Source organism: Streptomyces sp. NPDC026538 (genome assembly GCF_055567535.1).
The window spans coordinates 201,759-228,736 of sequence record NZ_JBVHQG010000016.1 but is presented as its reverse complement, the minus strand read 5'-3'; the positions used below and the strand labels follow the sequence as shown (position 1 = coordinate 228,736).

General features: G+C 71.7%; 23 protein-coding genes. 14 read left to right on the top strand and 9 right to left on the bottom strand.

What is annotated here, in order from left to right; genetic code table 11:
* From ACZ4N4_RS42935 to ACZ4N4_RS42905, 7 genes are all read left to right on the top strand, one after another.
* A partial coding sequence (locus ACZ4N4_RS42935; RefSeq protein ID WP_467599475.1) for an alpha-amylase family glycosyl hydrolase occupies positions 1–766 on the top strand: 766 nt, incomplete at its 5' end.
* Complete coding sequence (gene treS / locus ACZ4N4_RS42930) at positions 763–2,481, top strand: maltose alpha-D-glucosyltransferase (RefSeq protein WP_453580822.1); 1,719 nt, start codon at positions 763–765, stop codon at positions 2,479–2,481. The genes ACZ4N4_RS42935 and treS, both read left to right, overlap by 4 nt.
* Before the next feature lie 31 nt (positions 2,482–2,512).
* Positions 2,513–3,871 carry a maltokinase N-terminal cap-like domain-containing protein gene (locus ACZ4N4_RS42925; protein ID WP_467599472.1) on the top strand — a complete coding sequence of 453 codons (1,359 nt, stop codon included), beginning with the start codon at positions 2,513–2,515 and terminating at the stop codon, positions 3,869–3,871.
* 4 nt (positions 3,872–3,875) lie between these two features.
* The gene (glgB, locus tag ACZ4N4_RS42920) at positions 3,876–6,089 is read left to right on the top strand and encodes a 1,4-alpha-glucan branching enzyme (protein WP_467599469.1); all 2,214 of its coding nucleotides are present in this window, start codon (positions 3,876–3,878) and stop codon (positions 6,087–6,089) included.
* 106 nt (positions 6,090–6,195) lie between these two features.
* Positions 6,196–7,284, top strand: a complete 1,089-nt coding sequence (locus tag ACZ4N4_RS42915; RefSeq protein WP_453580844.1) for a glutamate--cysteine ligase 2 — start codon at positions 6,196–6,198, stop codon at positions 7,282–7,284.
* Positions 7,285–7,434: 150 nt separating this feature from the next.
* The gene (locus ACZ4N4_RS42910) at positions 7,435–9,339 is read left to right on the top strand and encodes an AMP-dependent synthetase/ligase (RefSeq protein WP_467599466.1); all 1,905 of its coding nucleotides are present in this window, start codon (positions 7,435–7,437) and stop codon (positions 9,337–9,339) included.
* A gap of 102 nt (positions 9,340–9,441) precedes the next feature.
* On the top strand, positions 9,442–9,876 hold the full coding sequence (locus tag ACZ4N4_RS42905) for an ATP-binding protein (RefSeq protein ID WP_453580833.1): 435 nt from the start codon (positions 9,442–9,444) through the stop codon (positions 9,874–9,876).
* Positions 9,877–9,937: 61 nt separating this feature from the next.
* Here ACZ4N4_RS42905 and ACZ4N4_RS42900 read toward each other — a convergent pair whose 3' ends face one another.
* Positions 9,938–10,747: a methyltransferase domain-containing protein gene (locus ACZ4N4_RS42900; protein ID WP_467599463.1), complete on the bottom strand. Its 810-nt coding sequence runs from the start codon at positions 10,745–10,747 to the stop codon at positions 9,938–9,940.
* Between the two features lie 246 nt (positions 10,748–10,993).
* On the opposite strand from ACZ4N4_RS42900, the gene ACZ4N4_RS42895 reads away from it, so the two are divergent.
* Together ACZ4N4_RS42895 and ACZ4N4_RS42890 are read left to right on the top strand one after the other, a co-directional pair.
* On the top strand, positions 10,994–12,370 hold the full coding sequence (locus ACZ4N4_RS42895; RefSeq protein WP_467599460.1) for an NAD(P)/FAD-dependent oxidoreductase: 1,377 nt from the start codon (positions 10,994–10,996) through the stop codon (positions 12,368–12,370).
* Positions 12,371–12,386: 16 nt separating this feature from the next.
* On the top strand, positions 12,387–14,636 hold the full coding sequence (locus tag ACZ4N4_RS42890) for an FUSC family protein (RefSeq protein WP_453580841.1): 2,250 nt from the start codon (positions 12,387–12,389) through the stop codon (positions 14,634–14,636).
* A gap of 141 nt (positions 14,637–14,777) precedes the next feature.
* Here the strand turns inward: ACZ4N4_RS42890 and ACZ4N4_RS42885 are convergent, their stop codons facing one another.
* Positions 14,778–15,197 (bottom strand): ATP-binding protein, encoded by a 420-nt coding sequence (locus ACZ4N4_RS42885; RefSeq protein ID WP_453577944.1) that lies wholly within the window; start codon positions 15,195–15,197, stop codon positions 14,778–14,780.
* 399 nt (positions 15,198–15,596) lie between these two features.
* Here ACZ4N4_RS42885 and ACZ4N4_RS42880 point away from each other — a divergent pair, with 399 nt between their 5' ends.
* Complete coding sequence (locus ACZ4N4_RS42880) at positions 15,597–16,046, top strand: cyclic nucleotide-binding domain-containing protein (protein WP_351707852.1); 450 nt, start codon at positions 15,597–15,599, stop codon at positions 16,044–16,046.
* Positions 16,047–16,049: 3 nt separating this feature from the next.
* Here the strand turns inward: ACZ4N4_RS42880 and ACZ4N4_RS42875 are convergent, their stop codons facing one another.
* Together ACZ4N4_RS42875 and ACZ4N4_RS42870 are read right to left on the bottom strand one after the other, a co-directional pair.
* Positions 16,050–17,354 (bottom strand): MFS transporter, encoded by a 1,305-nt coding sequence (locus ACZ4N4_RS42875; RefSeq protein WP_467599457.1) that lies wholly within the window; start codon positions 17,352–17,354, stop codon positions 16,050–16,052.
* 128 nt (positions 17,355–17,482) lie between these two features.
* The gene (locus ACZ4N4_RS42870; RefSeq protein WP_453577939.1) at positions 17,483–18,100 is read right to left on the bottom strand and encodes a LysE/ArgO family amino acid transporter; all 618 of its coding nucleotides are present in this window, start codon (positions 18,098–18,100) and stop codon (positions 17,483–17,485) included.
* A gap of 85 nt (positions 18,101–18,185) precedes the next feature.
* Between ACZ4N4_RS42870 and ACZ4N4_RS42865 the strand changes: the two genes are divergently transcribed.
* Entirely contained in the window at positions 18,186–19,070 is an 885-nt protein-coding gene (locus ACZ4N4_RS42865; RefSeq protein ID WP_467599454.1) for a LysR family transcriptional regulator ArgP, read from the top strand.
* 92 nt (positions 19,071–19,162) lie between these two features.
* Here ACZ4N4_RS42865 and ACZ4N4_RS42860 read toward each other — a convergent pair whose 3' ends face one another.
* Positions 19,163–19,855: a TetR/AcrR family transcriptional regulator gene (locus ACZ4N4_RS42860; RefSeq protein ID WP_453577933.1), complete on the bottom strand. Its 693-nt coding sequence runs from the start codon at positions 19,853–19,855 to the stop codon at positions 19,163–19,165.
* A 149-nt stretch (positions 19,856–20,004) separates the two neighbouring features.
* On the opposite strand from ACZ4N4_RS42860, the gene ACZ4N4_RS42855 reads away from it, so the two are divergent.
* Both ACZ4N4_RS42855 and ACZ4N4_RS42850 read left to right on the top strand, forming a co-directional pair.
* A complete protein-coding gene (locus tag ACZ4N4_RS42855) occupies positions 20,005–21,219 on the top strand; it encodes a saccharopine dehydrogenase family protein (RefSeq protein ID WP_467599451.1) in 1,215 nt (404 codons plus the stop codon).
* A gap of 111 nt (positions 21,220–21,330) precedes the next feature.
* A complete protein-coding gene (locus ACZ4N4_RS42850) occupies positions 21,331–21,585 on the top strand; it encodes a WhiB family transcriptional regulator (protein WP_453577927.1) in 255 nt (84 codons plus the stop codon).
* Here ACZ4N4_RS42850 and ACZ4N4_RS42845 read toward each other — a convergent pair.
* From ACZ4N4_RS42845 to ACZ4N4_RS42830, 4 genes are all read right to left on the bottom strand, one after another.
* The gene (locus tag ACZ4N4_RS42845) at positions 21,578–23,443 is read right to left on the bottom strand and encodes a sensor histidine kinase (protein WP_467599448.1); all 1,866 of its coding nucleotides are present in this window, start codon (positions 23,441–23,443) and stop codon (positions 21,578–21,580) included. The genes ACZ4N4_RS42850 and ACZ4N4_RS42845 overlap by 8 nt on opposite strands.
* The gene (locus ACZ4N4_RS42840) at positions 23,440–24,138 is read right to left on the bottom strand and encodes a response regulator transcription factor (protein ID WP_453384119.1); all 699 of its coding nucleotides are present in this window, start codon (positions 24,136–24,138) and stop codon (positions 23,440–23,442) included. The genes ACZ4N4_RS42845 and ACZ4N4_RS42840 overlap by 4 nt, the downstream gene beginning before the upstream one ends.
* Positions 24,139–24,169: 31 nt before the next feature.
* Positions 24,170–24,910 (bottom strand): L,D-transpeptidase family protein, encoded by a 741-nt coding sequence (locus tag ACZ4N4_RS42835; RefSeq protein WP_467599444.1) that lies wholly within the window; start codon positions 24,908–24,910, stop codon positions 24,170–24,172.
* Between the two features lie 139 nt (positions 24,911–25,049).
* Positions 25,050–26,453 carry a M1 family metallopeptidase gene (locus tag ACZ4N4_RS42830; RefSeq protein ID WP_467599441.1) on the bottom strand — a complete coding sequence of 468 codons (1,404 nt, stop codon included), beginning with the start codon at positions 26,451–26,453 and terminating at the stop codon, positions 25,050–25,052.
* A gap of 165 nt (positions 26,454–26,618) precedes the next feature.
* Between ACZ4N4_RS42830 and ACZ4N4_RS42825 the strand changes: the two genes are divergently transcribed.
* A complete protein-coding gene (locus ACZ4N4_RS42825; RefSeq protein WP_453577917.1) occupies positions 26,619–26,969 on the top strand; it encodes a DUF488 domain-containing protein in 351 nt (116 codons plus the stop codon).
* Positions 26,970–26,978 lie beyond the last annotated feature (9 nt).

Genomic DNA, 26,978 nt, shown 5'->3' with positions numbered 1-26,978 from the left:
GATCTTCCTGGCCGAGGCCTTCACCCGCCCCGCGATGATGCGCACCCTCGCCCAGACCGGCTTCCAGCAGTCCTACACCTACTTCACCTGGCGCACCACCAAACAGGAACTCACCGAGTACCTGACCGAGCTGTCCGGCGAGTCCGCCGCCTGGATGCGGCCCAACTTCTTCGCCAACACCCCGGACATCCTGCACGCCTACCTCCAGCACGGCGGCCGCCCCGCCTTCGAGGTCCGCGCCGTCCTCGCCGCCACCCTCTCCCCCACCTGGGGCATCTACAGCGGCTACGAACTCTGCGAGAACACCCCCCTCAAAGAAGGCGGCGAGGAGTACCTCGACTCCGAGAAGTACCAGCTCAAACCCCGCGACTGGACCCGCGCCGACACCGAGGGCATCGCCCCCCTCATCACCCGCCTCAACACCGTCCGACGCCGGCACCCCGCGCTCCAGCAGCTGCGCAACCTGAGCTTCCACCACACCGACAACGACTCCGTCATCGCGTACAGCAAGCGCGCCGGGGCGGACACGGTCCTGGTGGTCGTCAACCTTGATCCGCACCACACCCAGGAGGCCACGGTCTCGTTGGACATGCCGCAACTCGGCCTGGACAGCAACTCCGCCCTGTCCGTGCGGGACGAACTGACAGGTGAGACCTACTCATGGGGCAGGACCAACTATGTGCGCCTGACACCCGGTATGGCGCCGGCGCATGTGTTCCAGGTAGGGCGACCGACACCAGCGAACGGAGGGCCCAGCGCGTCATGACTGTCAACGATCCCGTCCAGGACACCTTCGAGGACACGCCTGCCAAGGACCGGGACCCGGAGTGGTTCAAACGCGCCGTCTTCTACGAGGTCCTGGTCCGGTCCTTCCAGGACAGCGACGGTGACGGCATCGGCGACCTCAAGGGCCTGACCGCGAAACTCGACTACCTGCAGTGGCTGGGCGTCGACTGCCTCTGGCTCCCCCCGTTCTTCAAGTCCCCGCTGCGGGACGGCGGTTACGACGTCTCCGACTACACCGCGGTACTCCCCGAGTTCGGCGACCTCGCCGACTTCGTCGAGTTCGTCGACGCCGCCCACCAGCGTGGCATGCGCGTGATCATCGACTTCGTCGTCAACCACACCAGCGACCAGCACCCGTGGTTCCAGGAGTCCCGCAAGGACCCCGACGGGCCGTACGGCGACTTCTACATGTGGGCGGACGACGACAAGCAGTACCAGGACGCGCGGATCATCTTCGTCGACACCGAGGTCTCCAACTGGACCTTCGATCCGGTGCGCGGCCAGTACTACTTCCATCGCTTCTTCTCGCATCAGCCCGACCTCAACTACGAGAACCCGGCGGTGCGGGAGGAGGTCCTGGCCGCGCTGAAGTTCTGGCTGGACCTCGGTATCGACGGCTTCCGCCTCGACGCGGTGCCGTATCTGTACGCGGAAGAGGGCACCAACTGCGAGAACCTGCCGGCCTCCCACGAGTTCCTGAAGCGGATCAGGCGCGAGATCGACGCGATGTATCCGGACACCGTGCTGCTGGCGGAGGCCAACCAGTGGCCGGAGGACGTGGTCGACTACTTCGGCGACTACGAAAAGGGCGGCGACGAATGCCACATGGCGTTCCACTTCCCGGTGATGCCGCGGATCTTCATGGCGGTGCGCAGGGAATCCCGCTACCCCGTCTCCGAGATCCTCGCCAAGACACCGGCCATCCCGTCCGGCTGTCAGTGGGGCATCTTCCTGCGCAACCACGACGAGCTGACCCTCGAGATGGTCACCGACGAGGAACGCGACTACATGTGGGCCGAATACGCGAAGGACCCGCGTATGCGCGCCAACATCGGCATCCGCAGGCGGCTCGCCCCCCTGCTCGACAACGACCGCAACCAGATCGAGCTCTTCACCGCCCTGCTGCTCTCCCTCCCCGGCTCGCCGATCCTCTACTACGGCGACGAGATCGGCATGGGCGACAACATCTGGCTCGGCGACCGGGACGCGGTCCGCACCCCCATGCAGTGGACCCCCGACCGCAACGCCGGGTTCTCGACCTGCGACCCGGGACGGCTCTACCTGCCGACCATCATGGACCCGGTATACGGCTACCAGGTCACCAACGTCGAGGCCTCGATGTCGTCCCCGTCCTCGCTGCTGCACTGGACGCGCCGGATGATCGAGATCCGCAAGCAGAACCCCGCGTTCGGGCTCGGCACGTTCACGGAGTTGCAGTCCTCGAACCCGGCGGTGATCGCGTTCCTGCGGGAGTACGAGGACGACCTGGTCCTGTGCGTGCACAACTTCTCCCGGTTCGCCCAGCCCACCGAACTCGATCTGCGGGTCTACGACGGCCGGCATCCGGTCGAGCTGATCGGCGGGGTGCGGTTCCCGGCCATCGGCGAGCTGCCGTATCTGCTGACCCTGGCGGGGCACGGCTTCTACTGGTTCCGGCTCTCCCGAGTCGCCTCCCGCACCGGCCGTCGGCGCTGAGCGTGCGGAGCCGAGGAAAGGACGCGTCCCCATGACGAAGACCGTTGACCTCCCCCGGAGCACGGCGACCACCGGCCTCGACCGGCCGCTGGCCTCGCTCGGCGGGCTGCTGCGCGACTGGCTGCCCCGGCAGCGCTGGTTCGCGGGCAAGGACCGGCCCGTCACGGATCTCTCCGTACTGTCCCTGACCGAGCTCTTCCCCGGCTGTCTGCATCTGCTCGTCCACGCCGACCACTCCCCCGGCGGGGACAGCGCCCCGTCCGGTGACTGCTACCAGCTCCTGCTCGGCGTACGCGACCACCGCACACCCCGGCTGGAGCGGGCGTACATCGGCCGCGCCGAGGAGGGCCCGCTGGCCGGACTCGCCGTGTACGACGCCCTGCAGGACCCGCGCGCCGCCGAACTGCTGCTGGAACGGCTGCGGATGCCCGGCACGGTCGGCCCGCTGCGCTTCGAGACCGCCCCGGGGACCCAAATACCAGGTGGACTGACGCCCCGCCTGCTGACCGCGGAGCAGTCCAACTCCTCGCTGGTGTACGGCGACTCCTACATTCTCAAGGTGTTCCGGAGGATCCAGCCCGGCATCAACCCGGATCTGGAAGTGCCCGGCGCACTGGCCGCGCAGGGCTGTGCGCGGGTGCCCGCGCCGGTGGCCTGGTTCCGCACCACCGAACCGAGCCCGGCGACCCTCGGGGTGCTGCAGCCCTTCCTGCCGGGCGCGGCCGACGGCTGGACCCTCGCCCTGCGCGCGCTCGCGGCCGGGGACGACTTCGCCACCGAGGCACACGAGCTGGGCCGGGCCACCGCGGACGTGCATCTCGCGCTCGCCGCCGCCTTCCCGTCCGCCGTCCACGACGAACACGGCCGTACCGCGGAGGCCATGTCGGCGCGGCTGGAGGCGGCCGCGCACGCGGTGCCGGCGCTCCGGCCGTACGTGCCGGGCCTGCGGGGCGCCTTCGACACGCTCGCCGCCTGTGACGCGGGACCGCACGCGCAGCGCATCCACGGCGATCTGCATCTCGGGCAGGTGCTGCGGGCGGACCGCGAGTGGTTCGTCATCGACTTCGAGGGCGAGCCCTCCCGGCCGCTCGCGGAGCGGCGCAGCACCCAGTCCCCGGTACGGGACGTGGCCGGCATGCTGCGGTCCTTCGACTACGCGGCCCGGCAGCGCCGCCCCTGGCGCCCCGAGTGGGCCCGCCGCTGCCGGGAGGCCTACTGCGCGGGTTACGCTGCCCGCGCCGGCTGGGACCCGCGGAAGAAGCACGCGTTGCTGCGCGCCCACGAGACGGATCGCGCGGTGTACGAAGTGGTGTACGAAGCCCGGCACCGGCCGGCCTGGCTTCCGGTTCCGATGGCCGCGATCGAGCGGCTCGCCCGCTGGGGAGGCTGACCTCATGGCACTGCGCGACTCTTCGCTTCCCGAACCCTCCGGCCCGTCCCGTCCCACGGCCCCGCCGCTGGACGCCGACGACCGCGGGCGTCTGCTGGCGGGCGCCCACCACGATCCGCACGCCCTGCTCGGCGCCCACCCGGTGGACGGCGGCACCCTCGTCCGCGCCCTGCGCCCGCACGCCCGTGCGGTGAGCGTGCTCGTCGACGGGGTGCGCAGCCCCCTGACGCCGGAGGACGACGGGCTCTTCGCGGCCGTGCTCCCGTACGCCGAGGTCCCCTCGTACACGCTGCTCGTCACGTACGAGGACGGCGACGGCGGCGAGCTGGAGGTGGACGACCCGTACCGCTTCCCGCCCGCTCTCGGTGAGTTCGACCTGCATCTGATCCGTGAGGGGCGTCACGAACAGCTGTGGAAGGCGCTCGGTGCCGAGCCGATGACCCATGAGGGGGTCACCGGTACCCGGTTCACGGTGTGGGCGCCGAACGCGCGGGGCGTGCGGGTGGCCGGGGACTTCACGTGCTGGGACGGCACCCAGTATCCGATGCGCTCGCTGGGCGCGGCCGGGGTGTGGGAGCTGTTCCTGCCGGGCGTCGGCGAGGGCGCCCGGTACAAGTTCGAGATCACCTCCCGGTACGGCGGACGGTTCCTCAAGGCCGATCCGATGGCCCGCCGTACCGAGGTGCCGCCCGCGACCGCGTCGATCGTGGCGGTCTCCCGCCACGAGTGGAGTGACGCGGAGTGGATGGCGCACCGGGGCGACACGCCGGTGCACGAGGCCCCGTTCTCGGTGTACGAGGTGCATCTGCCGTCGTGGCGTCCGGGATCCACCTACCGGCAGCTGGCCGAGGAACTCCCCGCGTACGTCAACGACCTGGGCTTCACGCACGTCGAGTTCATGCCGGTCGCCGAGCACCCCTTCGGCGGTTCCTGGGGCTACCAGGTCACCGGCTTCTACGCCCCGACCTCGCGGCTCGGCACCCCCGACGACTTCAAGTACCTGATCGACGCCCTGCACCGGGCCGGAATCGGCGTGATCATGGACTGGGTGCCGGCCCACTTCCCCAAGGACGACTGGGCGCTGGCCCGCTTCGACGGGGACCCGCTGTACGAACCCGGGGATGAGCGGCGGGCCGAGCATCCGGACTGGGGGACCTACGAGTTCGACCTGGGCCGGGTCGAGGTGCGCAACTTCCTGGTCGCCAACGCGGTGTACTGGTGCGAGGAGTTCCACATCGACGGGCTGCGGGTGGACGCGGTCGCCTCGATGCTCTACCTCGACTACTCGCGGGACTCCGGCCAGTGGACCCCGAACGTGTTCGGCGGGCGTGAGGACCTGGCCGCGGTGGCGTTCCTCCAGGAGATGAACGCGACGGTCTACCGGCGGGCGCCGGGCGTGGTGACCATCGCCGAGGAGTCCACCGCGTGGGACGGGGTGACCCGGCCGACCGACAGCGGCGGGCTGGGGTTCGGGCTGAAGTGGAACATGGGCTGGATGCACGACTCGCTGGAGTACATGTCCCACGAGCCGGTCCACCGCAAGTACCACCACGACGAGATGACCTTCTCGATGGTGTACGCGTACAGCGAGAACTACGTGCTGCCCATCTCGCATGACGAAGTCGTGCACGGGAAGCAGGCCCTGGTGTCGAAGATGCCCGGCGACTGGTGGCAGCAACGCGCCAATCACCGCGCCTATCTGGGCTTCATGTGGGCCCATCCCGGCAAACAGCTGCTCTTCATGGGGCAGGAGTTCGCCCAGGGCGGCGAGTGGTCCGAGGCCCACGGCCCGGACTGGTGGCTGCTCGACCCGGAGTACGGTGCCGAGGCCGATCACCGGGGTGTCCGGGATCTGGTCCGCGATCTCAATTCCGTGTACCGCACGCACCCCGCCCTGTGGCAGCGGGACACTGATCCGGCGGGTTTCCAGTGGGTCCTGGGGGACGCGGCCGAGGACAACGTCTTCGCCTTCCTGAGGTACGACGCCGAGGCCCGGCCGCTGCTGGCGGTGTCCAACCTCTCCCCCGTGGTCCGTCCCGACTACCGGCTGAACGTGCCCGGGAGCGCCGCCGTCTGGCGGGAGATCCTCAACACCGACAGCGCGCGGTACGGCGGCGGGGACGTCGTCAGCCGGGGGCCGCTGCTGGCCGACGAGGGCGCTGTGCGGCTGACGCTGCCGCCGCTCGGCACGGTGTGGCTGGAGCCCGTCGCCCCGTAACCCGCCGAGGACGCCGTCACGTGTCCGGGCGGTCGGGCCGGGGCAGTTCGGGATGAAAGACCCCGCCGCGCCCGGTCGCGGCCCGGCCGGAGGGCGGTCCTCGGTGCTGCGTACCGTCGGAGTGGAGGAAGAACTTCTGCTGGTCCACCCGGACAGCGGGGAGCCGATGCCCCAGTCGGCCGCCGTCCTGGACCGTGCCGCGTTGGACGATCCCGGGCAGGCGGTGTTCCAGAAGGAACTGTTCGGGCAGATGCTGGAGCTGGCCACCAGTCCGCAGCGGCACATGGCGGACCTCGGCGCCGAGATCGCCCGCTGCCGCAAGGAGGCGGCCCGGCTCGCCGGGGAGATCGGCTGTGCGGTGGCGGCGCTGGCCACCTGTCCGCTGCCGGTCACGCCCGCGCTCAGCGCGCACGAGCGGTACCGGTGGATGGCCGGGCGGTTCGGCAGCGCCACGCTGGACCAGTTCGTGTGCGGCTGCCATGTGCACGTGTCGGTGGAGTCCGACGAGGAGGGCGTCGCTGTCCTGGACCGGCTGCGGCCGTGGCTCCCGGTGCTGCGCGCGCTGAGCGCCAACTCCCCGTTCTGGCAGGGCCGGGACTCCGGCTACGCCAGTTTCCGCAGCCGGCTGTGGGCGCGCGGCCCCTCGGCGGGGCCCACCGAGTTGTTCGGCTCGGCGGAGGGATACCGGCGCCGGGTCGAGGACATGGTGGCCAGCGAGGTCATCCTCGACACGGGGATGGTGTACTTCGACGCCCGGCTGGCCGTGCACTACCCGACGGTGGAGATCCGGGTGGCCGACGTGTGCCTGCGGGCGGACACCACGGTCCTCGTCGCCACCCTGGCCCGTGCCCTGGTGGAGACGGCCGCCCGCGACTGGCGGGCCGGCCGGCCGCCGCTCGACCATAGTGTGAGCATGCTCCGGCTGGCCTCCTGGCAGGCCGCCCGCTTCGGCCTGGACCAGGAGCTGCTCGATCCGGCGACCATGCGGCCCCGGCCCGCCGCCGAGGTGGTGCGCGCGCTGTTGACGCACACCGCGGACGCGCTCGCCGACAGCGGTGACACGAGCGGCGTCGAGGAGGGTTTCGCACAGCTGCTGTACAGGGGCACCGGGGCCGGCGAGCAGCGGGCACTGCTGGAGCGCAGGGGCAGCCTGCGGGACGTCGTCGTCGAGTGCGTGCGCCGCACCCAGGGCTGACCTCTTGTCCCCTCTTGTCATCCCTCCTGTCATCTGGGGGAAACGAGTTGACCGTTCCTGACACGGGCCGCCCTCCCCTGGGCTAGATTCGACCCGCTCGACAACAGTACCGATCGGGAGGGTCACCCTCCGTACAACCAGGAGCAGCGCATGCGCGACTACGCCCTCGCTCCGACTACCGCTTCGACCCTGACCGGCGGGCTCGCCGACAGCATCTTCGAGACGGCGGACCGGAACCCGACCCTGCCGGTGCTGGCGCGCCGGCCCGATGCCGCCGCCGCGGCATGGGAGGAGATCAGCGCGGTCGAACTGCGTGACGAAGTGGTCGACCTGGCCAAGGGGCTGATCGCGTCGGGTATCTCGCCCGGGCATCGGGTGGCCGTGATGGCGCGGACGCGCTACGAGTGGACCGTGTTCTGCCTCGCGCTGTGGTCGGTGGGCGCGGAGGTGGTGCCGATCCATCCGACGGCCGCCCGCGACCAGGTCGAGTGGATCCTGCGGGACGCCCGCTGTGTGGCCGTGGTGGTCGAGGACGAGCTGGCGGTGATGACCGTCGGCACGGTGTGCGAGGGGCTGCCCGGGCTCAAGCACGTCTGGCAGCTGGACGCGGGGGCGCTCCCCCAGCTGGTGCAGCAGGGCGTGTTCGTCCCGCTGACCACGGTGGAGTCGCTGCGCCGGATCGTGATGCCGGACTCGACGGCGGCGATCACCTACACCTCCGGCACCTCGGGCCGTCCGCTCGGCTGCGCGCTGAGCCACCGCAGCCTGGCCTATCCGTGCGACACCCTGCTCGCGGGCTGGGGACACACCGCCGCCCGTCCGGGCGAACAGGCCTCCGTCCTCGCCTACTTGCCGTTCTCGCACGTGTACGGGCTGATGGTGATGGTCATTTGTCTGCGCGGCGGGATCCTGATGGGCCACGAGCCGGAGATGACGGAGACCGCGCTGGCGTCGGCGCTGCGCAGCTTCCGGCCGAGCTATCTGTACGCCGTGCCGTCGGTCCTGGAGAAGCTCTACAAGACGTTCCTGCGCACCGCCCACCAGCACGGCCGGGGCGCCCTGTTCGAGCGCGCCGTCGAGACCGCGCGGGACTTCGCCACCGCCCAGGAACGACAGCGGCTGGGCACCGGGGCGGGCCCGGGATTCGACCTGCGGTTCCAGCACGCCCTGTACGAGCGGACGGTGTACCGCAAGCTGCGGTCCGTGCTCGGCGGGCGGGTGCTGCGGGCCACGTCCGGCGGCTCCTCGCTCAGCCGCGAACTCATCCTGTTCTACGAGGGCATCGGCATTCCCGTGCACGACGGCTACGGGCTGACCGAGTCCAGCGGCGGGATCACCATGCAGCCGCTGGGCCGTGAGAAGTCCGGTACGGTCGGCCAGGCCCTGCCGGGCACTCAGATCCAGGTGGCCGACGACGGCGAGATCCTGGTCCGCGGGCCGTCCGTGTTCCAGGGGTACGTCGGTGACGACTACGCGACCCGGGCCGCGCTGCGCGGCGGCTGGCTGGCCACCGGCGACATCGGGCGGCTCGACTCCGAGGGCTATCTGACCATCACGGGCCGCAAGAAGGACATCATCATCACCAGCAGCGGCAAGAGCGTGGCCCCGGCCCAGCTGGAGCAGCGGCTGCGGATGAACCCGCTGGTGCACCAGGCGGTGATCGTCGGCGACGACCGGCCCTGTGTGGGCGCGCTGATCACCCTGGACCCGGACTTCCTGGCGCACTGGCGTGGCGCCCTGTCGCTGCCGGGCGACTCGCCCGGGCGGGAGGCGCGCGAGGAGAACGCGCTGCGCGAGGAGATCGCCCGTGCCATCGCGTCCGCCAACAGCGCGGTCTCCCGCTCCGAGTCGATCCGGGTGTACCGGGTGCTCCAGGAACCGTTCGCCCCGGGCAACGGTATGCTCACGCCGTCGATGAAGCTGCGCCGGGACGCCATAGCGCGCCACTACGCGGCCGAGATCGACGCCATGTACCAGGCCCGCTCGCGCGTCGTACGCCGGCCGGGCACGGCGGAGCCGGCCGACTGGGAGGACTCGGACGACGTGTTCCGCTGAGTACGGCACGCTTAGCCGCCGCGGCAGTGGGAACTCGCCGCGAGGGGAAGAGATCCGACAGTGAGCACGGCCCTGAGATCCCCCGGGGCCGGGAGAGACGACATGTCGACCGGGCCACGGCGAGACCGCGGACGCTCCACGGAGGAGACCCCCGAACGCACGGTCTCCTTCCCAGGCGAGCTGCGCAATGTCACCGGCGCCCGGCTGGCCGCGGACGGCTACCTCGCCGATCTCTCCCGTACCTCGCCGCCCACCGCCCCCGAGTGCTGGGACGACATCCTGCTGGTGGTGACGGAGCTGGCCGCCAATGTCGTCCAGTACGCGCCGGGGCCCTTCCAGCTGCGGATGCGGCGCACGTACGACGGTGTGCACATCACCATGCACGACACCAGCCAGATCCAGCCCGAGCCGCGCCCCTTCCATCCGCGCCACGGCGGGGGCGGTGTCGGCTGGCACCTGCTGCACACGCTGTGCGACCAGGTCAGCGTGGTCGTCACCGAGACCGGCAAGGACATCCACGTCTTCCTGCCCTGGTGAGCGGCGGGCCACGGTCCTGCTCGAGCGGCGGGCCACGGTCCTGCTCGAGCGGCGGGGGCGGTCACTCGGGGCGGTGGGCGACCACCCCGAACATCGTCACCGACATGTGCAGCGCCCCCTGCTCGGCGGCCTCGGCGAGGTCGGCGTACAGGGTGTCCCGCTGTTCCTCGGTGAGGGCGCCGGCGCGCACGGCGGCCTCGCCGAGCATGCGGATCAGCGGCCAGGCGACCGTGCGGTGGTCCTGGAGCAGGGCCTGCGAGCCGCGGTCGTCCACCACGAACCCGGCCGCGCTGAGCTGGCCGACCAGACGGCGCCCGGCGTAGGGGTTGGCGCCGTTGAGGGCGGCCGCCATCAGCGCCCGCACGACCGCCGGGTCGCCGGGGTGCAGGAGGGTGGTCCCCCAGTCGGTGTCCAGCAACGCCACCCGGCCGCCGGGACGCAGCACCCGGGCCATCTCGGCGACGGCCCGGTCGGGGTCGGCGACGTGCTGGAGCACCCGCTCGCACCACACCAGGTCCATCGAGCCGTCGGGCACCGGCAGCGTGGCCGCCTCGCCGTGCACGAAACGGACCCGGCTGCCCGGGGACCGCTCCTCGGCGACCGCCCGCAGACTCGGGTTGGGCTCGACGCCGATCGCGACCCCGTCCGGGCCGACGGCGGCGGCCAGCGTCCGGGTCTGCGAGCCGGTACCGGAGCCGACATCGAGGACCCGCTCGCCGGGCCGTACCGCCAGCGCCTCCTCCGCCCAGGCGCGCAGCCGCCGTACGCCCGGATTGGCGTCCTGGGAGTCCAGGGCGCCCACCAGCGGGGCCACGCGGTCGGGGTCGATGTGCCGCTGCTGGAAGCCCGTTCCGGGCTGGATCTGCGCCATGGCGGGCACTCTACTGGCGTACGTGATCGTCGTGGACGACCTCGCAACGGACAGAAGTCCGACGCATATCCGTGCGACAGCCGGTTACTCCTCTTGATCGAGGGCATGCTGGAGCCCACACGTTCGTCTGCCTGCACCGCCCGGCTGGCGGAACGGCGTCGGGCACGGTGGGATCGAATTGGTGCGAAGCAAGCGTTCCGGGGTTTGCGTACGGCGTGACCCGGGCCCCTGGAGCAACGGAAAGGGATGGACACCGTGACACGACCCAGGATCCTGGTGGTGGGCGCAGGCTTCGCCGGAGTGGGATGCGTCCGCCGCCTGGAGCGGAAACTCGCCCCCGACGAGGCCGACGTCACCCTGGTGGCGCCCTTCGCCTACCAGCTCTACCTGCCCCTGCTGCCACAGGTCGCCTCGGGCGTACTGACACCCCAGTCGATCGCCGTCTCGCTGCGCCGCAGCAAGAAGTACCGCACCCGGATCATCCCGGGCGGCGCGATCGGCGTGGACCTCAAGTCCAAGGTGTGCGTGGTCCGCACCATCACGGACCAGCTGGTGAACGAGCACTACGACTACATCGTGCTGGCCCCGGGCAGCGTCACCCGCACCTTCGACATCCCGGGTCTGACCGAGCACGCCTTCGGCATGAAGACCCTGGCCGAGGCCGCCTACATCCGTGACCACGTCATCTCCCAGCTCGACCTGGCCGACGCCAGCGACAACCCCGCGGAGCGGGCGGCACGGCTGCAGTTCGTGGTGGTCGGCGGCGGATACGCGGGCACCGAGACCGCGGCCTGTCTGCAGCGGCTCACGCACGCGGCGCTGCAGCGCTATCCGAACCTGGACCCGAAGCTGATCAAGTGGCATCTGATCGACATCGCGCCGAAGCTGATGCCGGAGCTGGGCGACAAGCTCGGCCGCAGCGCGCAGGAGATCCTGAGCCGCCGCGGCATCGAGGTCTCCCTCGGGGTGTCGATCGAGAAGGCGGGCCCGGAGGAGGTCACCTTCACCGACGGCCGGGTGGTGCCCACCCACACCCTGATCTGGACGGCCGGTGTGGTCGCCAGCCCGCTGATCGCCACCTTGGGCGCGGAGACGGTGCGGGGGCGGCTCGCGGTGGACGCCGAGATGACCCTGCCGGGCCACGACGGGGTGTTCGCGCTCGGCGACGCGGCCGCCGTGCCGGACAAGGCGAAGGACGAGGCGGGCGCGGTCTGCCCGCCGACCGCGCAGCATGCCATGCGGCAGGGCAAGGTGGTCGCCGACAACGTCATCGCGACCCTGCGCAACCAGCCACTGCAGCCGTACGTGCACAAGGACCTGGGGCTCGTGGTGGACCTCGGCGGCAAGGACGCGGTCTCCAAGCCGCTGGGCATCGAACTGCGTGGGCTGCCCGCCCAGGCGGTGGCCCGCGGGTACCACTGGTCGGCGCTGCGCACCAACGTGGCCAAGACCCGGGTGGCGACCAACTGGCTGCTGAACGCGGTGGCCGGCGACGATTTCGTCCGTACCGGCTTCCAGTCCCGCAAGCCCGCCACGCTCAAGGACTTCGAGTACACGAACAGCTATCTGACCCCGGAGCAGGTCCGGGCCCGTGCCGAGGGCCCCGGCGAAGCCACGGTCTGACGCAGAGCGCGGCCAAGTGAGCACAGCGGGGCGGTCGGTGCGGGCGGAGGTCCGGGGGCGGCTCGCGGCGGCCGACCCCGGGCTGCTCCGTTTCACCGCCGGCCTGCGGACGGTCCTTGCCATCTCGCTCACGCTCGCCGTCCTGGCGGCCCTGCGGCTCGACGTGTCCCATCTGGTGGCGGGGGCCATCGCGGCGATGGTCGCCACCTTCGCGATCCGTGAGAAGGGGCGCTCCCAGCAGGCCGTCACGCTCGCCCTGGGCCTGCCGGTGGCGCTGGTCTCGATGTCGCTGGGCGCGCTCCTCAACGAGCGGGTCGTGATCGGTGACCTGTTCTTCGTGGCGCTCATCTTCTGCGCGGTCTACAGCCGGCGGTTCGGCGACCGGGGCACGGCGCTGGGACTGATCGGCTTCCAGATCTACTTCGCCTCGCTGTTCGTGCACGCGACCGTGCCGGTACTGCCGGGCCTGTACGTCGTGATCGCGGTCGCCTTCGGCAGCGCGGCCCTGGCCCGCTTCGTGCTGGTACCGCAGACACCGGCGGGCATCCTCGGCCGGCTGCGGCGGGCCTTCCGGGGCCGGTTCGCCCAGCTGGTGGCCGCACAGGCGGAGTTGCTCGACGCCGGGCCGGACGAGCTGGACAAGGTGGTGGAGGAGGTCCGGGTCAGGACCGCCCGGCTGCACGAGACGGCGCTGCTGATCCAGGGCCGGCTTCCGGACGGCACCTCCGACGAGGCGGTGGCCCGGCTGGTGCAGCGGCGGATCGCGGACGCCGAGATCGCCGCCGAACGGCTCGGGCTGATGCTGCTCACCGCGCGCAGCGCCCGGCGGGCGGACACCCTCACCCTGCATCTGCCGGGTGCCCAGCTGTTCTCGGCGCCGCCGCTGCCGCCCCGGGACGAGGCGCTGGATCAGCTGCGCCTGGACTTGGAGGCGCTGCGACTGCTGGTGCTGCGGTCGGTCGGGCCGCAGCCGGGGACGGCGCTGTCCCGGCTGCGCAACCGGCTGCTCGGCTACCGCGAGGAGGAGAACCTGCCGCCCGCCGACCCTGCCGTGCAGGACGTCTTCCGGGGGGTCGGCGAGGCCGCGCGGGCGGTGATGGGGCTGCGGATCGCGCTGGACGGGCCGCAGGACGAGTCCGACGACACCCCGGCCACGTCCAGGTCCCGCGAGGAACTGGACGCCGAGGACGCGGCCATCGAGGTCGCCGAGGTGGACGAAGGCGAGACCGAGGAGGCCACCGGACTGCGCCGGCCCACCACGCGGGCGGCGGTACAGGTGGCCGTCGGGTCGTCGCTGGCCATCGTGGGCGGCGAGTTCCTGTCCGCCCAGCGCTGGTACTGGGCGGTGCTGACCTGCTGGATCGTGTTCCTCAACACCGCGTCCACCGGCGAGATCCTGGTGAAGGGCTACCGGCGGCTGCTGGGCACGGTGCTCGGCGTGGTGGCCGGCATCGGGCTGGCGGGACTGGTCGGGCACCACACCTGGACGGCGTTCGGGCTGGTGCTGCTGTTCGTCTTCGCGATGTTCTACTCGGCGCCGCTGTCGTACACCCTGATGTCGTTCTTCGTGACGGCGATGCTGGGCCTGCTGTACACGCTGCTCAACACCTACAGCCTGGACGTCCTGGTGCTGCGGATCGGGGAGACGGCGCTCGGCGCGGTGTGCGGGGTGATCGCGGCGGCGGTGGTGCTGCCGGTGCACACCGACCGCCGTACCGACGAACTGCTCGTCACCACGCTGGACCGGCTGGCCGACGTGACCCGGGCCGCCGCCGACCAGTTGAGCGGGGCGCCGCCGGCCGACCTGGTGGAGAAGGCCCGTGACCTGGACCAGGCGCTGGCCGATCTGCGGGCGGCGGTGCAGCCGTTGACGCATCCGATCACCCCGCTGCGGTCCCGCCGGGACACCGCGCGCTATGTGGTGGCGCTCCTGGAGACGTGTGCCTATCACGCGCGGTCGCTCGCGGCGACGGCCGAGTTGCTGCCCACCCATCCGGCGATCGCGGCGGATCCCCGGCTGCGCGGGGCGGGACAGCGGATCGTGCACAACATCGAGGCGATCGCCGCCCAGGTCGACGACCGGCGGCCCGCGGGCGAGATCGAGACCGGCCCCAGCATCGCGGCGATGCTGGAGCCCGGCACCCTGCGCGCCCCGCGCTACGGCCGGGTGACCGACCGCGTGCTGCGGCATCTGCAACGCCTCGACGAGGCGGTGGCGGGCCTGGCCCGGCCGCTGAAGGTGCCGGTCCGGGCGGGTGCCGCCTGACCGGGTGTCACTGCCGGCCGAGGGCTTCGGCGCGGACGCGGGCGCAGCTGCGGCTGATGGGCGGGAGACGTGCATCTGGGAGATGCCGAGGCTTTCGGCGATCCGACGCAAACACCGTCGGGAGAAACCCGGTTCGCCGGCTCAACTCAGCGACACGACCGCGGTGATGCGCTTGCCCCCGCGGGGCAGTCCCGCGACCTCCACGTCCCGGGCCAGCCGGCAGACGATGGGCCAGCCCCGGCCGCCGAGCCGACCGCGGTCGCGCCCGTCCGGGACCTGCTCGGCGATCGGCAGCGCGTCACTGCGGTCGCTGACCGACACGCGTACCGCGCATCCGTCGACGTCCACGTCGAAACCGGTGATCCCGCCGCCGTGCAGGATCGCGTTGGTGGTCAGCTCCGAGGTGACGAGCAGGGCGTCGTCCAGGGCCTTGGCGGCGCACGGCACAGCCTGCCGGGCGACCGCGCCGCGAACCGCTCTGCGGGCGTCGGCCGGCCGCAGCGACGGCCGGTGGGAGTCGGGTGGTATCACTACTGATTCGGTCCGGAACTTCTCGCGCATCCCTTCGCTCCCTGAGTGGTGGACCGGCTGATCTGTCTGGCCCGTCCGCGCGGGTCTCTCCCTGTTCGGCTCACCTGTCGGGGCGCCGACAAACCCATCCGGGGGCAGCAAAGGCTTCCCCTGAGTGAAACGGGTCACGTAGCCTGTTCCCGGGTACCCGAAATGGCCCCGGATGGTTTAGCGTTCATCCATAAGTGGTCGAGGAGTCGACAGCAGGTCCTCCCGCACCACCGCTTGACGGCCCTGGCTGGCCTCCCCCGTCCAGCCAGGGCTTTTTAATGCCCGGACGGCTTCGGGGCAGGCGATTCTCATCCCCTTCGAGGTGCCCGGCGCGGCGGCAGCGGATGAAATGGGCGTAGGCAGAGCCCCCGTACCCTCGCCGGCGAGGAGCACCGCGCCATGACCAAAGCCATCAAACTGCTGACCGCCCTACCGCAGGCGCAGCGCGAGCGCCTCATGGAACTGGCCCAGGAGGTCTCCTTCCCGGAGGACGCCCGTATCTTCGAGGCCGGCGGCACCGCGGACCGCTTCTGGGTGATCCGCTCGGGAGCGGTCAACCTGGACCAGGAGGTGACGTCCCACAAACGCGTCACCGTCGCCAGCCTGGGCGCCGGCGACCTGCTCGGCTGGTCATGGCTGTTCCCGCCGTACACCTGGGACTTCGGGGCGGTGGCCTTCAGCCAGGTGCGGGCCTACGAGTACGACGCCGCGGCCGTGCTCGCGCTGTGCGTGGAGGATCCGCTGCTGGGGCTCTCGCTGGTGCGGACCGTCGCCGAGATCCTCGCCAGCCGGCTGGAGGTCACCCGGGGCAAGCTGCTGGACGCCTATGTGGGGCGGCGGCCCGCGTAGCGCTCAGATGCGGTAGCGGCGCAGGGCGGGCGCGGCGGCGGCCAGGGCCAGCATCACGGCCACGACCAGCAGCCCGCCGCCCGTGACGGCCGCGCGCGGCCCGAAGACGGAGCCCATGGTGCCGTGCAGGACGTCGGCCAGCCGCGGCCCGCCCGCCACCACGACCGTGAACACGCCCTGCATCCGGCCGCGCATCTCGTCGGTCGCGGCGGACAGCAGGATCGCGCCCCGGAAGACCATCGAGACCATGTCGGCGACGCCGGCGGCGGCGAGGAAGGCGACCGCCACCCAGAGGTTGCGGCTCAGCCCGAACCCGGCGACGGCCGCTCCCCAGCCGACGACCGCGCCGATCACCATCCAGCCGTGCCGGCGGGCCCGCGAGAAGGTGCCGGAGAAGAGCCCGCCGAGCACGGCGCCGACGGGGATCGCCGCGAACAGCAGGCCGAGCGCCAGCCCTTCGCCGTAGGAGCCGTAGGTCTCCGCGGCCAGCTGCGGAAACAGGGCGCGGGGCATGCCGAGGACCATCGCGATGATGTCGGCCAGGAACGACAGCAACAGCACCTTGTGCATGGAGATGTAGCGGAAACCCGCCACGATCTCCCGCACTCCGGCCCGGCGGGCCGTCGCACGCGCCAGTGGCGGCAGCGCGGGCAGCCGGTAGACGGCCCACACCGTCACGCACAGCGCCAGCGCGTCGATCAGGTACAGCTCGGGCAGGCCGATGACCGGAATCAGGGCACCGGCCAGCAGCGGGCCGATCACCTGCCCGGTCTGCATGACCGTCGATCCGAGGGCGTTCGCGGCGGGCAGCTGTCCCTCGGGGACGAGCCGGGCGATGGAGGCGGTACGCGCCGGGGCGTTCAGCCCCCAGAACGCCTGCTGCAGGGCGAGCAGGACCATCAGCGCGGCCACGGATTCCAGGCCGGTGACGGCTTGGAGCCAGAACAGCAGCGAGGTGACGGCGATTCCGCAGTTGGTGATCAGCAGCAGCTTGCGGCGGTCCATGGCGTCGGCGACCGCGCCGCCCCACAGCGCGAACACGATGAGCGGCAGCAGTCCGGCGAGGCTCGCGGCGCCGACCCAGGCCGAGGATCCGGTGATGTCGTAGATCTGCTTGGGCACGGCCACCGCGGTGAGCTGGCTGCCGACCGAGGTGACGATCGTCGAGGTCCACAGCCGGCGGTAGGCCGGGACGGCCAGCGGGCGGGTGTCCATCGCCCAGCGGCGCCAGCCCCGCCGGGGCGGGGGCGCCGTGGTGTCTTCGGGGGGCTGTATGCCGGACTGGGTGCCGCTCTCGCTGGTGTCCACGGAGTTCCTGGTGTCCTGGTCCTCTTGGTGCTCGCTACATCTTTCGACTGCAGGATCACTATCCCAGCAACTTCTGTGACCGCCGAACCGGTTGTCTCAGGATGCGGCCGCACCAGGATCCGCGGGCGTCAGGAGCCGGCCACGAGCATCAGGCCGAGGCCGATCATGGTCAGGGCCACCAGTCCGTCCAGCACCCGCCAGGCGGCCGGCTTGGCGAGATACCGGCCGAGCTGGCGGGCACCGAAGCCGAGCGCGGCGAACCAGCACAGACTGGCCAGCGCGGCGCCGAGGCCGAAGGTCCAGCGCAGGTCGCCCCGGTCGGCGGCGAGCGAGCCGAGCAGGAACACGGTGTCCAGGTAGACATGCGGGTTCAGCCAGGTCATGGCGAGGCAGGTGAGGACGGCCCGCCGCCGGGAACCGGCCGCCTCGCCCTCGGTGCGCAGACCGCCGGTGCCGGGCCGCAGCACCCGGCGGCCGGCCAGGACGCCGTAGCAGAGCAGGAAGACGCCGCCGACCAGACCGACCGCCCGCACCGCGCCCGGCCAGGCCACCACCAGCGCACCCACCCCGCCGACGCCGAGCGAGATGAGGGCCGCGTCGGACAGGGCGCAGATGGCGACGACCACGAGGACCGCGTCCCGGCGGACACCCTGCCGCAGAACGAAGGCGTTCTGGGCGCCGATGGCGACTATGAGCGAGAGGCCGCTGCCGAAACCCGCGGCAGCGGCGGCGAGAGAGCTGGACATGTCCTCGACGGTAAAGAGGTGATCTCCGGAGGTACAGCTAAAGATTCTTACGTACCCTTAGCGCAGCTGCAGACGGGAGCGAACGGTGGAACTTCCTCTCGACCAGGTGCGGACGCTGCTGGCGGTGGTGGACGAGGGTACGTTCGACGCGGCGGCCGCGGCCCTGCACGTGACGCCGTCGGCGGTCAGCCAACGGGTGAAGGCGCTGGAACAGCGGACCGGCCGGGTGCTGCTCCAGCGCACCAAGCCGGTGCGGCCGACCGAGTCGGGCGAGGTGCTGGTGCGGTTCGCCCGGCAGCTGGCCCGGCTGGAACGCGACGCGCGCGGCGAGCTGGGCATGAGCGGCGCCGGGGAGCCGACCCGGGTGTCGGTCGCGGTCAACGCGGACTCGCTGGCGACGTGGTTCCTGGGCGCGCTGACCGGCCTCCCGCACGTCTTCGTCGAACTGCGCCGGGAGGACGAGGAGCACACGGCCGCGCTGCTGCGGGAGGGGCTGGTGATGGCGGCGGTGACCTCGTCGCCGGACGCGGTGCCGGGCTGCTCCGTGCGGGCGCTGGGGCGGATGCGGTACCTGCCGGTGGCCGCGCCGGAGTTCGCGGCGGCGCATCTCACCGGGCCGCTGCCGGATGCGCTCGCCGAGGCGCCGGTGATCGTCTTCGACCGGCGGGACGACTTCCAGGACGGGTTCGTACGCCGCCTGGGGCGGGGCGGCGCCGGTTCGCTACGGCATTACGTGCCCACCTCGGAGGGGTTCGTGGAGTCGGTGACGGCCGGGCTGGGGTGGGGGATGGTGCCGGAGGTGCAGGCGGAGCCGCGGTTGCGGGAGGGGCGGCTGGTAAGGCTCGGGGAGCCTGAGTTGTGGGCGGACGTGACGTTGTACTGGCAGCAGTGGAAGCTGGATTCGCCGGCTCTGGGGGCGGTGGCGGAGGCGGTGGTGAGTACGGCGGGACACGCGTTGCGCCAGCCGTAAGGGGGCTGCCGGTGGTCGTGCGCGTGCGGGCTGGTGGGAGCTGATCGCGCCGTTCCGCGCGGCCCCTTTCGGGGCGCCCTCGCCAGGGGCGCTCACAAGGACCGTTCTGTGCTGTCCAGGAGCATTTCCAGGGCCGTCGGATATGCGCTGGTCACCATCCTTTTCGCCAGCAGCGGGGCCGCTTCCGCGATGCGGGGATGAGTCGCGGGCGGCAGCTGGGCGTACGTCGAGTTCCACTTGGCCTCGTCAGCCCGCTGGGAGTCCTGCGGCAGGGCCAGGGATGCCGCGTCCAGCGCCGCGAAGGCCAGGGTCTGGTCGATGAAGGCGTGGTAGACGCGGACCGTCTCCGGCAGGGGGAGGCCCGCCGTGCGCAGGACGTCCAGGATCGCCTCGTCCGCCGCCAGCTCCTGCGCCCGGCCCGTCACCCGGTTCGCCGTCAGCAGGGCCGCCTGCGGATGGGCCACGTACTCCGCGTGGATGCGCAGGCCGATCGTGCGCAGGTCGGTGCGCCACTCCCCGGTCGGCGCCCAGCCCGCCAGCGCCTGGCCGATCAGCGCGTCGCCGATCGCCAGGGTCAGGTCGTCCATGCCCCGGAAGTAGCGGTACAGGGTGCTGGGATCGCAGTCGAGGGCCAGACCCAGGCGGCGGGCGGTGAGGCCCGCGCTGCCGTGTTCGCGCAGCAGACGCAGGGCGGTCGCCACGATCAGCCGCTCGGAGAGCACCGTTCCGCCGCGGGTGGGCCGGCGCCGGCGGCGCTTCTCCTCCGGTACGACCGGTTTGGGCATCGGGCACTCCCCCGGGGTTCTCTCACGCCGGCGCGCACCGACGAGGTTCTTATGCCAACGCCATTGACCTTACGACAGGGTCCGGCGTTTGATTCCGGCCGGGCGCCCCGTACTCGACCTCGCACCCTGTTCGAGAAGGAGATTCCGCCATGCGTGTACTGCTCGTGGGAGCCGGTGGTGTGGGCACCGCCGTCACCCGGATCGCGGCCCGTCGCCCGTTCTTCGAGGTGATGGTGGTCGCCGACTACGACCCGGCCCGCGCCGAGGCGGCCGTGGCCGCCGTCGGCGACGACCGGTTCCTCGCCGAGCGGGTCGACGCCGGTGACGAGGCGGCCGTGGCCGGCCTGCTGGCCCGGCACGGCTGCGATGTGCTGCTCAACGCCACCGACCCGCGCTTTGTGATGCCGCTCTTCCGGGCCGCCCGCGAGGCCGGCGCCGGCTACCTCGACATGGCGATGTCGCTGTCCCGGCCGCACGCCGAACGGCCGTACGAGGAGTGCGGGGTCAAGCTGGGCGACGAGCAGTTCGCCCTGGCCGAGGAGTGGACGAAGGCGGGCGCGCTGGCGCTCGTCGGGATGGGCGTGGAGCCGGGGCTCTCGGATGTGTTCGCGCGGTACGCGGCCGACGAGCTCTTCGACGAGATCGAGGAGATCGGCATCCGCGACGGCGCGGACCTGACGGTGGACGGTTACGACTTCGCACCCTCCTTCAACATCTGGACCACCATCGAGGAGTGCCTCAACCCGCCCGTCGTGTACGAGGAGGGGCGCGGCTGGTTCACCACCGCCCCCTTCAGCGAGCCGGAGGTGTTCGACTTCCCGGAGGGGATCGGGCCGGTGGAGTGCGTCAACGTCGAGCACGAGGAGGTGCTGCTGGTGCCCCGTTGGGTGCAGGCGCGGCGGGTCACCTTCAAGTACGGACTCGGCCGCGAGTTCATCGACACGCTCAAGACGCTGCACCTGCTCGGGCTGGACAGGACCACGCCGGTGACCGTGCCCGGCGCCGACGGCCCGGTCGCGGTCTCGCCACGGGACGTGGTCGCCGCCTCGCTGCCCGACCCGGCGACGCTGGGCGACCGGATGCGCGGCAAGACCTGTGCGGGCACCTGGGTGCGCGGCGTCAAGGACGGGAAGCCGCGCGAGGTGTATCTCTACCACGTGGTCGACAACAAGTGGTCCATGACGGAGTACGGTTGTCAGGCCGTGGTGTGGCAGACGGCCCTCAACCCGGTCGTCGCCCTCGAACTCCTGGCCACCGGTGCGTGGTCGGGCTCGGGCGTCCTCGGCCCGGAGGCGTTCCCGGCCCGCCCGTTCCTCGACCTGCTGACCGAGTACGGCTCGCCCTGGGGGCTGCGCGAGCAGTGACCGCCCGCGAATTCCAGTGGACTTGGCCGTTTCGGACCCGCCCGCTCCGGTCACCCGGAGTCGAGTACGCACACGAAACGGCAGAATCGACTTGGATCGCAGGTGACTTCGATGGACGACTGGCGAGACCACGCCGAGTGCCGCGAGGAGGATCCCGACCTCTTCTTCCCGATCGGCAACACCGGGCCTTCGCTGCAGCAGACGCGGCGCGCGAAGGCCGTCTGTGAGCGCTGTCCGGTCCAGGACCCATGCCTGGACTGGGCGATGGACAGCGGGCAGACCGTCGGCATCTGGGGCGGTACGACCGAGGCGGAGCGCCGGCTGCTCGCCCGGCGCCGGCAGCGGGCCGCACGCCGGTTCAGCTGACGTCTGCCGGTGCTTCGGCGGCCGGCAGCCGCAGGGTGAACTCGGCGCCCTCGCCCGGTTCGCTCGCGGCCTCGACGGACCCGTCGTGCGCGGCGACCAGGTGGCGCACGATCGGCAGACCGAGCCCACTGCCCCCGGTACGGCGACTGCGGGACTTCTCCGCGCGCCAGAACCGCTCGAAGACGTGCGGCAGATCGTCGGGGGCGATGCCCTTGCCGGTGTCGGTGACGGTGAGCACGACCTCGTCGCCGGCCCGGCGGGCGGTCAGGGTCACCGTGCCGTCGGCGGGGGTGTGCCGGATCGCGTTGGAGACCAGGTTGCCCAGCGCCTGCCGCATCCGCACCGGGTCGGCGTCGAGCCAGGCCGTGCCCTCGACGTCGGCCAGCAGGGTGACCCCGGCCGCGTTGGCGGCCACCCGGTGGGCGGCGGCGACCTGGTCGAACAGGTCGGCGGCGCGGACCGGTTCGCGGTGCATGCGCAGGGTGCCGGCGTCGGCGGCCGCCAGGTCCTGGAGGTCGTCGATGATCCGCTGGAGCAGCAGCGCCTCCTCGTGCAGCGAGGCCAGGAGCGCCGGGTCGGGGTCGACCACGCCGTCCCGGGTGACCTCCAGCCAGCCCCGGATGTTGGTGAGCGGGCTGCGCAGTTCGTGGGCGATGTCGCTGACCATCGCCTTGCGCTGGTCCTCCAGCCGCTCCCGGCGCTCGGTGAGGTCGTTGAACGCCTCGGCCAGCAGCCCGGTCTCGTCCCGGGTCCGCACCGGCGCCCGCGCGTGCAGTTCGGGCGGCTGGCGCACGGTGACGGTCAGCGCGCGCAGCGGCCGGACGAGCCGGGTGGCGACCACGGCGGAGACGGCGACCGTGAAGGCGAGGACCAGTCCGGCCGCGCCGACGATCTTCGCCTTGTTGGCGCGGGACATGTCGAACCGGGGCGCCGTCTGGTCGCCCAGGCCGAGGAAGAGTTCGGCGGCCGGCGCGGCATACGGTTCGAGCTGGGTGCGGCGGGCGCTGGTGATGCAGCTCTTCGCGATCTGGTCCGTCTGTGCCTGGTCGCGCGCGGCCTGCCTGGCGGTGACGAGGAAGCCGCCGGTGACGGGGTTGCGGCCGGTCTGGTCGAAGGTGAGGTACAGCTGTCCGGCGAGGTCCAGGTGCTTGCCCTGGAGACAGGGGCGGACCAGGTCCGTCAGCGTGGCGAGGGCCTTCGCCTCGGTGCGGGTGGCACCGAGGAACCCCTTCTTCATCGCCGTGAGGGGGTCGTCCAGCCCGCCGCAGCCGATCGAGCGGAAGGCCGAGGCGTCCGTGCCGTCGTCGTCGACGAGGTAGGGCCGCCCGTTCGGCGTGTGGGCGACGGTGGTCCGGATGCCGTAGGAGTTGTAGCAGGACCGCTCCTTGTCCACCACCATGTCCAGCTCCCCGCGTTCCTTCGCCGTGAGCCGGTACGGGCCGACCACGCGTGGGTCGATGCCGCTGAGCTGGGCGCCGGAATCGGTGTAGGTGTCGGTGTGCAGCGGGTCGATGGCGGCGGCCGGCCGCGGCGGCAGTGCGGTGCCCGGTGCCGCCGAGTCGGCGATCAGGGTGCGGTCGGCGGTGGTCAGCGCGATCCTGCGGCCGGTCTGCGCGGCCAGCGAGCGGACCGTGTGCCGCACTTCGCTCCAGTCGGGGTGCTCGGCCGCGTACCCGCTGAGCTGGGCGAGGATCTTGTTGTCGGCCGCGAGGTCCTGGCCCTGCTCCTCCTCCAGCGCGCTGGTGGTGGTCGTCACCGCGAGCCAGGCGGTGGCGGCCACCGAGCACGCGGCGATCAGCACGGAGGCGAACAGCAGCCGGACCAGCAGCCGTTTGCGCCAGGGTATCCGGGCCCTCACGGACGGCCGCCGCTCAGCTTGTAGCCGACGCCGAAGACGGTCACCAGCCGTACCGGCCGCCGGGGATCGGCCTCGATCTTCCGGCGCAGGTTCATCACATGGACGTCGACGGCCCGTTCGGTGGAGGCCCGGTCGAAGCCGCGGGTGCACTGGAGCAGCTGCCGCCGGGTGAACACCCGGTCGGGCTCCCCGGCCATGGCGAGCAGGATCTGGAACTCGGCCGGGGTCACCTCCACCGGCACCCCGTCGCAGCGCACCTCGTGCCGCACCGGATCGACACTGATCCCGGCCGCGGTCACGGCCGGCTCCTCCCGTACCGCGGCGGTCCGCCCGCTGCGCCGCAGAACCGTCCGGATCCGGGCCATCAACTCTCGTGGACTGTACGGCTTGGTCATGTAGTCGTCGGCGCCCAGTTCCAGGCCGAGCAGCACGTCGTCCTCCTCGGACCGGGCCGTGAGCATCAGCACCGGGATCTCCGGGTCGCCGCCGCGCAGCACCCGGCAGACGCCGAAGCCGTCGATCACCGGGAGCATCAGGTCGAGGACGACCAGGTCAGGCCCGAGCCGCCGGGCCGCGTCCAGCGCGGCGGCGCCGTCGTGGACCACGGTCGCGGTATGGCCCTCGGCCAGCAGGGAGCGCCGGATCAGCTCGGCCTGCATCTCGTCGTCCTCGGCGACCAGCACATGTGCGCACACAGGTTCGGATCCTAAGCGGTGTGCCGGCGGCCTACTGGGCGAGCCAGTCGGCATGCCCCATGACGACGACCGGCTGCCGGGCCGGGTCCAGGGTGCGCAGCAGTTCCTTCATGTGCGCCTTGGCGACACTGACACAGGCGTGTGTCGGGCCACCGTGGTCGACGTGCAGCCAGACGCCGCCGCCGCGCCCGGCGCCCATGGGGCGGGTCCAGTCGAGGGGCGAAGTGCCGGGCCGCCGGTTGTAGTTGATGGCGACGACATAGTCGAAGGAGCCTTCCAGCGGCTCCCCCTCGAAGCCGGTGCCGGGCGAGTGGAAGCCGTACCCGTGGTCGTACGGCAGCCGCGTTCCCGGGTCGGGGAGCAGGCCTCCGGCGTCGGTGAGCCCGTACACGCCGACGGGTGAGCGCAGGTCCCCGGCCATGTGGTGCTCGCTCCAGCCGTCCCTGCCGTTGTGCGCGGGCCAACTCGCGCCGGGCTGCCAGACGCTGTCGTCGCGCTCGTACAGGACGACGGTGGAGACGGGCGAGTCCTTGCCCCGTCCCCTGGCGACGACGACCTGCTCGGCCCGCTCAGGTATCGCGGCCGCGGTCCGCGGCCCCAGCCCCGGTATGCCGGTGGGCTGCGGGCTGCTGCTCTCGGGTGTGGGGGTGGCCGTCGTCCGCGCCGGCCGGTCGTCGTCCGACCGACTCGGCGCGGCCTCGGCGCCACCCCCGCACCCCGAGAGCAGGAGGGGGGAGGCGAGGAGGGCGACAGCTGTTCTGCGATGGATCATGAGACCGACTCTGGCCGACAATTGTAAGAAACTCGTCAGCTTCATATCCCCGTTGACTGAAGCGCCCCAAAGGGGCGCGGTGTCGATTTGCGGCTGCCGCCGCGTGGGCGCGAGCCCCCACCGGCCCGCACCCGAACCGCTACGGCTTGCCCTTCTTGTACAACCACGTCTGGAACAACGAACCGAGATCCTGCCCCGACTGCCCTTCCGCGAGCTTCACAAACTCCGCGGTGGTCCCGTGCCCGTACCGGTGTTCCGAAGCCCACACCCGCAGAATCCGGAAGAACACCGGATCCCCGACCGCCTTCCGCAGTTCGTGCAGAGCCATCGCACCCCGCGCGTACACCGGCGTCCCGAAGATGTTCGCGCCACTCCCCGGGTCCCCGGGCGGATACGCCCACAACTCGTTGCTCGCCGGCTTGGCGTAGAGGGCGTCGAAGGACTTCTGCGCGCTGTCGCCCCCGTGCTGCTCGCTGTAGAGCCACTCGGCGTACGTCGCGAAGCCCTCGTTGAGCCAGATGTCCTTCCAGGCGGTGAGGGAGACGGAGTCGCCGAACCACTGATGGGCGTTCTCGTGCACCAGCGTGCCGAGGTCGGGCGCGGAGTCGTAGATCGGCCGGCCCTGAGTCTCCAGGGCGTAGCCGACGTTCGGCGCGTGGTCGACGATCGCCCCGGCGGACCGGAACGGGTACGGCCCGAACAGCTTGCTCTCCCACTCCAGCACCGACGGCAGCTTCTTCAGCACCGCCGCCGACCCGCTCGCCTCGCGCGGGTCGACCGCGTTGTACACCTTGATCCCGTCCCGGGTGGTGTACTGCTGCACCTTGAACTTGCCGACCGTGGCGGTGGCGAGGTACGCGGCCATCGGCTCGGCCTGCCGCCACCGGAAGGTCGTGCGGCCGCCGGACGTGTGCTGCCCGAGGAGGACCCCGTTGGCGACGGCGGTGCGCCCCTTGGGGACGGTGATCGTGAAGTCGTACGACGACTTGTCCTTGGGATGGCTGTTCGCCGGGAACCAGGTCATCGCGCCCTGCGGCTCGCCGGCGACGAACGCGCCGTCGTCGGTGCGGATCCAGCCGTCCGGCGAGCCGTCGGGGTCGGTGACCTGCTTGGGGGTGCCGTTGTAGGTGACGGCGATCCGGAACTCCCGGCCCTTGGCGAGCGCGTGCGCGGGCGTGACGACGAGTTCCTGTCCGCTGCGGCTGAAACGGGCGGTCCGGCCGTCGACCGTCACCCGGGTGACCTTCAGACCGCTGAGGTCGAGGTCGAAGCGGGTGAGCTTCTGGGTGGCGCGGGCGGTGAGGACGGCCTTGCCGTCGAGGTGGCGGGAGGCGGTGTCGTAGCGGAGCGTCAGATCGTAGTGGCCGACGTGGTAGCCGCCGTTGCCGCTGAGCGGGAAGTAGGGGTCGCCCGCGCCCGCGGCGCCGATCGTGCTCGCCGAGGCCGGGCCGGCGGCGGCGAGCAGGGCCGCCACGGCGACCGGGACGGTGGCGAGGACGGCCTCGCGGCGGAGGACTGCGGTACGTCTGCGTGCGCCCTGCACATGCGCTCCTTGGGAGGTGGCCAATGATCAATGGCCCACAGACTAGGCGCGCGGGTGTCCGCGTTTCCCCCTCATTCTGGTCAAGCCGCGCCGCGTCGGCAGCCGGTGGTACGGAAAAGCCGCGTACCCTCGCGGCACCGCCACCGAGCCGAGAGGTACCCGACCGTGAGCGTGCGCGTCCGCAGGATCTACGAACCGCCCGAGCCGCAGGACGGGGTACGGGTCCTGGTGGACCGGCTGTGGCCGCGCGGGGTGTCGAAGGCGGACGCGCAGGTGGACGAATGGCCCAAGGGGCTGACGCCGTCCAACGAGTTGCGCCGCTGGTTCCACTCGAGCGAGGGGTCCTACGACGAGTTCACGGGCCGCTACGAGGCGGAGCTGGCCGCTCCCGAGGCCGCCGAACTCCTGGAGGGCCTGCGGGAGTCGGCCCGGAAGGGCCAGGTGACACTGCTCACCGCGTCGAAGACACCGCAGGAGAGCCACGCCACCGTGCTGGCGCGGCTCCTCTCCACGTAGGCCCCGGGC

Excerpts from the sequence above, each read along its gene's own strand:
- treS (WP_453580822.1), top strand. The coding sequence starts at position 763 with ATGACTGTCAACGATCCCGTCCAGGACACCTTCGAGGACACGCCTGCC.
- ACZ4N4_RS42925 (WP_467599472.1), top strand. The coding sequence starts at position 2,513 with ATGACGAAGACCGTTGACCTCCCCCGGAGCACGGCGACCACCGGCCTC.
- glgB (WP_467599469.1), top strand. The coding sequence starts at position 3,876 with ATGGCACTGCGCGACTCTTCGCTTCCCGAACCCTCCGGCCCGTCCCGT.
- ACZ4N4_RS42910 (WP_467599466.1), top strand. The coding sequence starts at position 7,435 with ATGCGCGACTACGCCCTCGCTCCGACTACCGCTTCGACCCTGACCGGC.
- ACZ4N4_RS42905 (WP_453580833.1), top strand. The coding sequence starts at position 9,442 with ATGTCGACCGGGCCACGGCGAGACCGCGGACGCTCCACGGAGGAGACC.
- ACZ4N4_RS42900 (WP_467599463.1), bottom strand. The coding sequence starts at position 10,747 with ATGGCGCAGATCCAGCCCGGAACGGGCTTCCAGCAGCGGCACATCGAC.
- ACZ4N4_RS42895 (WP_467599460.1), top strand. The coding sequence starts at position 10,994 with ATGGACACCGTGACACGACCCAGGATCCTGGTGGTGGGCGCAGGCTTC.
- ACZ4N4_RS42885 (WP_453577944.1), bottom strand. The coding sequence starts at position 15,197 with ATGCGCGAGAAGTTCCGGACCGAATCAGTAGTGATACCACCCGACTCC.
- ACZ4N4_RS42880 (WP_351707852.1), top strand. The coding sequence starts at position 15,597 with ATGACCAAAGCCATCAAACTGCTGACCGCCCTACCGCAGGCGCAGCGC.
- ACZ4N4_RS42870 (WP_453577939.1), bottom strand. The coding sequence starts at position 18,100 with ATGTCCAGCTCTCTCGCCGCCGCTGCCGCGGGTTTCGGCAGCGGCCTC.
- ACZ4N4_RS42860 (WP_453577933.1), bottom strand. The coding sequence starts at position 19,855 with ATGCCCAAACCGGTCGTACCGGAGGAGAAGCGCCGCCGGCGCCGGCCC.
- ACZ4N4_RS42855 (WP_467599451.1), top strand. The coding sequence starts at position 20,005 with ATGCGTGTACTGCTCGTGGGAGCCGGTGGTGTGGGCACCGCCGTCACC.
- ACZ4N4_RS42850 (WP_453577927.1), top strand. The coding sequence starts at position 21,331 with ATGGACGACTGGCGAGACCACGCCGAGTGCCGCGAGGAGGATCCCGAC.
- ACZ4N4_RS42835 (WP_467599444.1), bottom strand. The coding sequence starts at position 24,910 with ATGATCCATCGCAGAACAGCTGTCGCCCTCCTCGCCTCCCCCCTCCTG.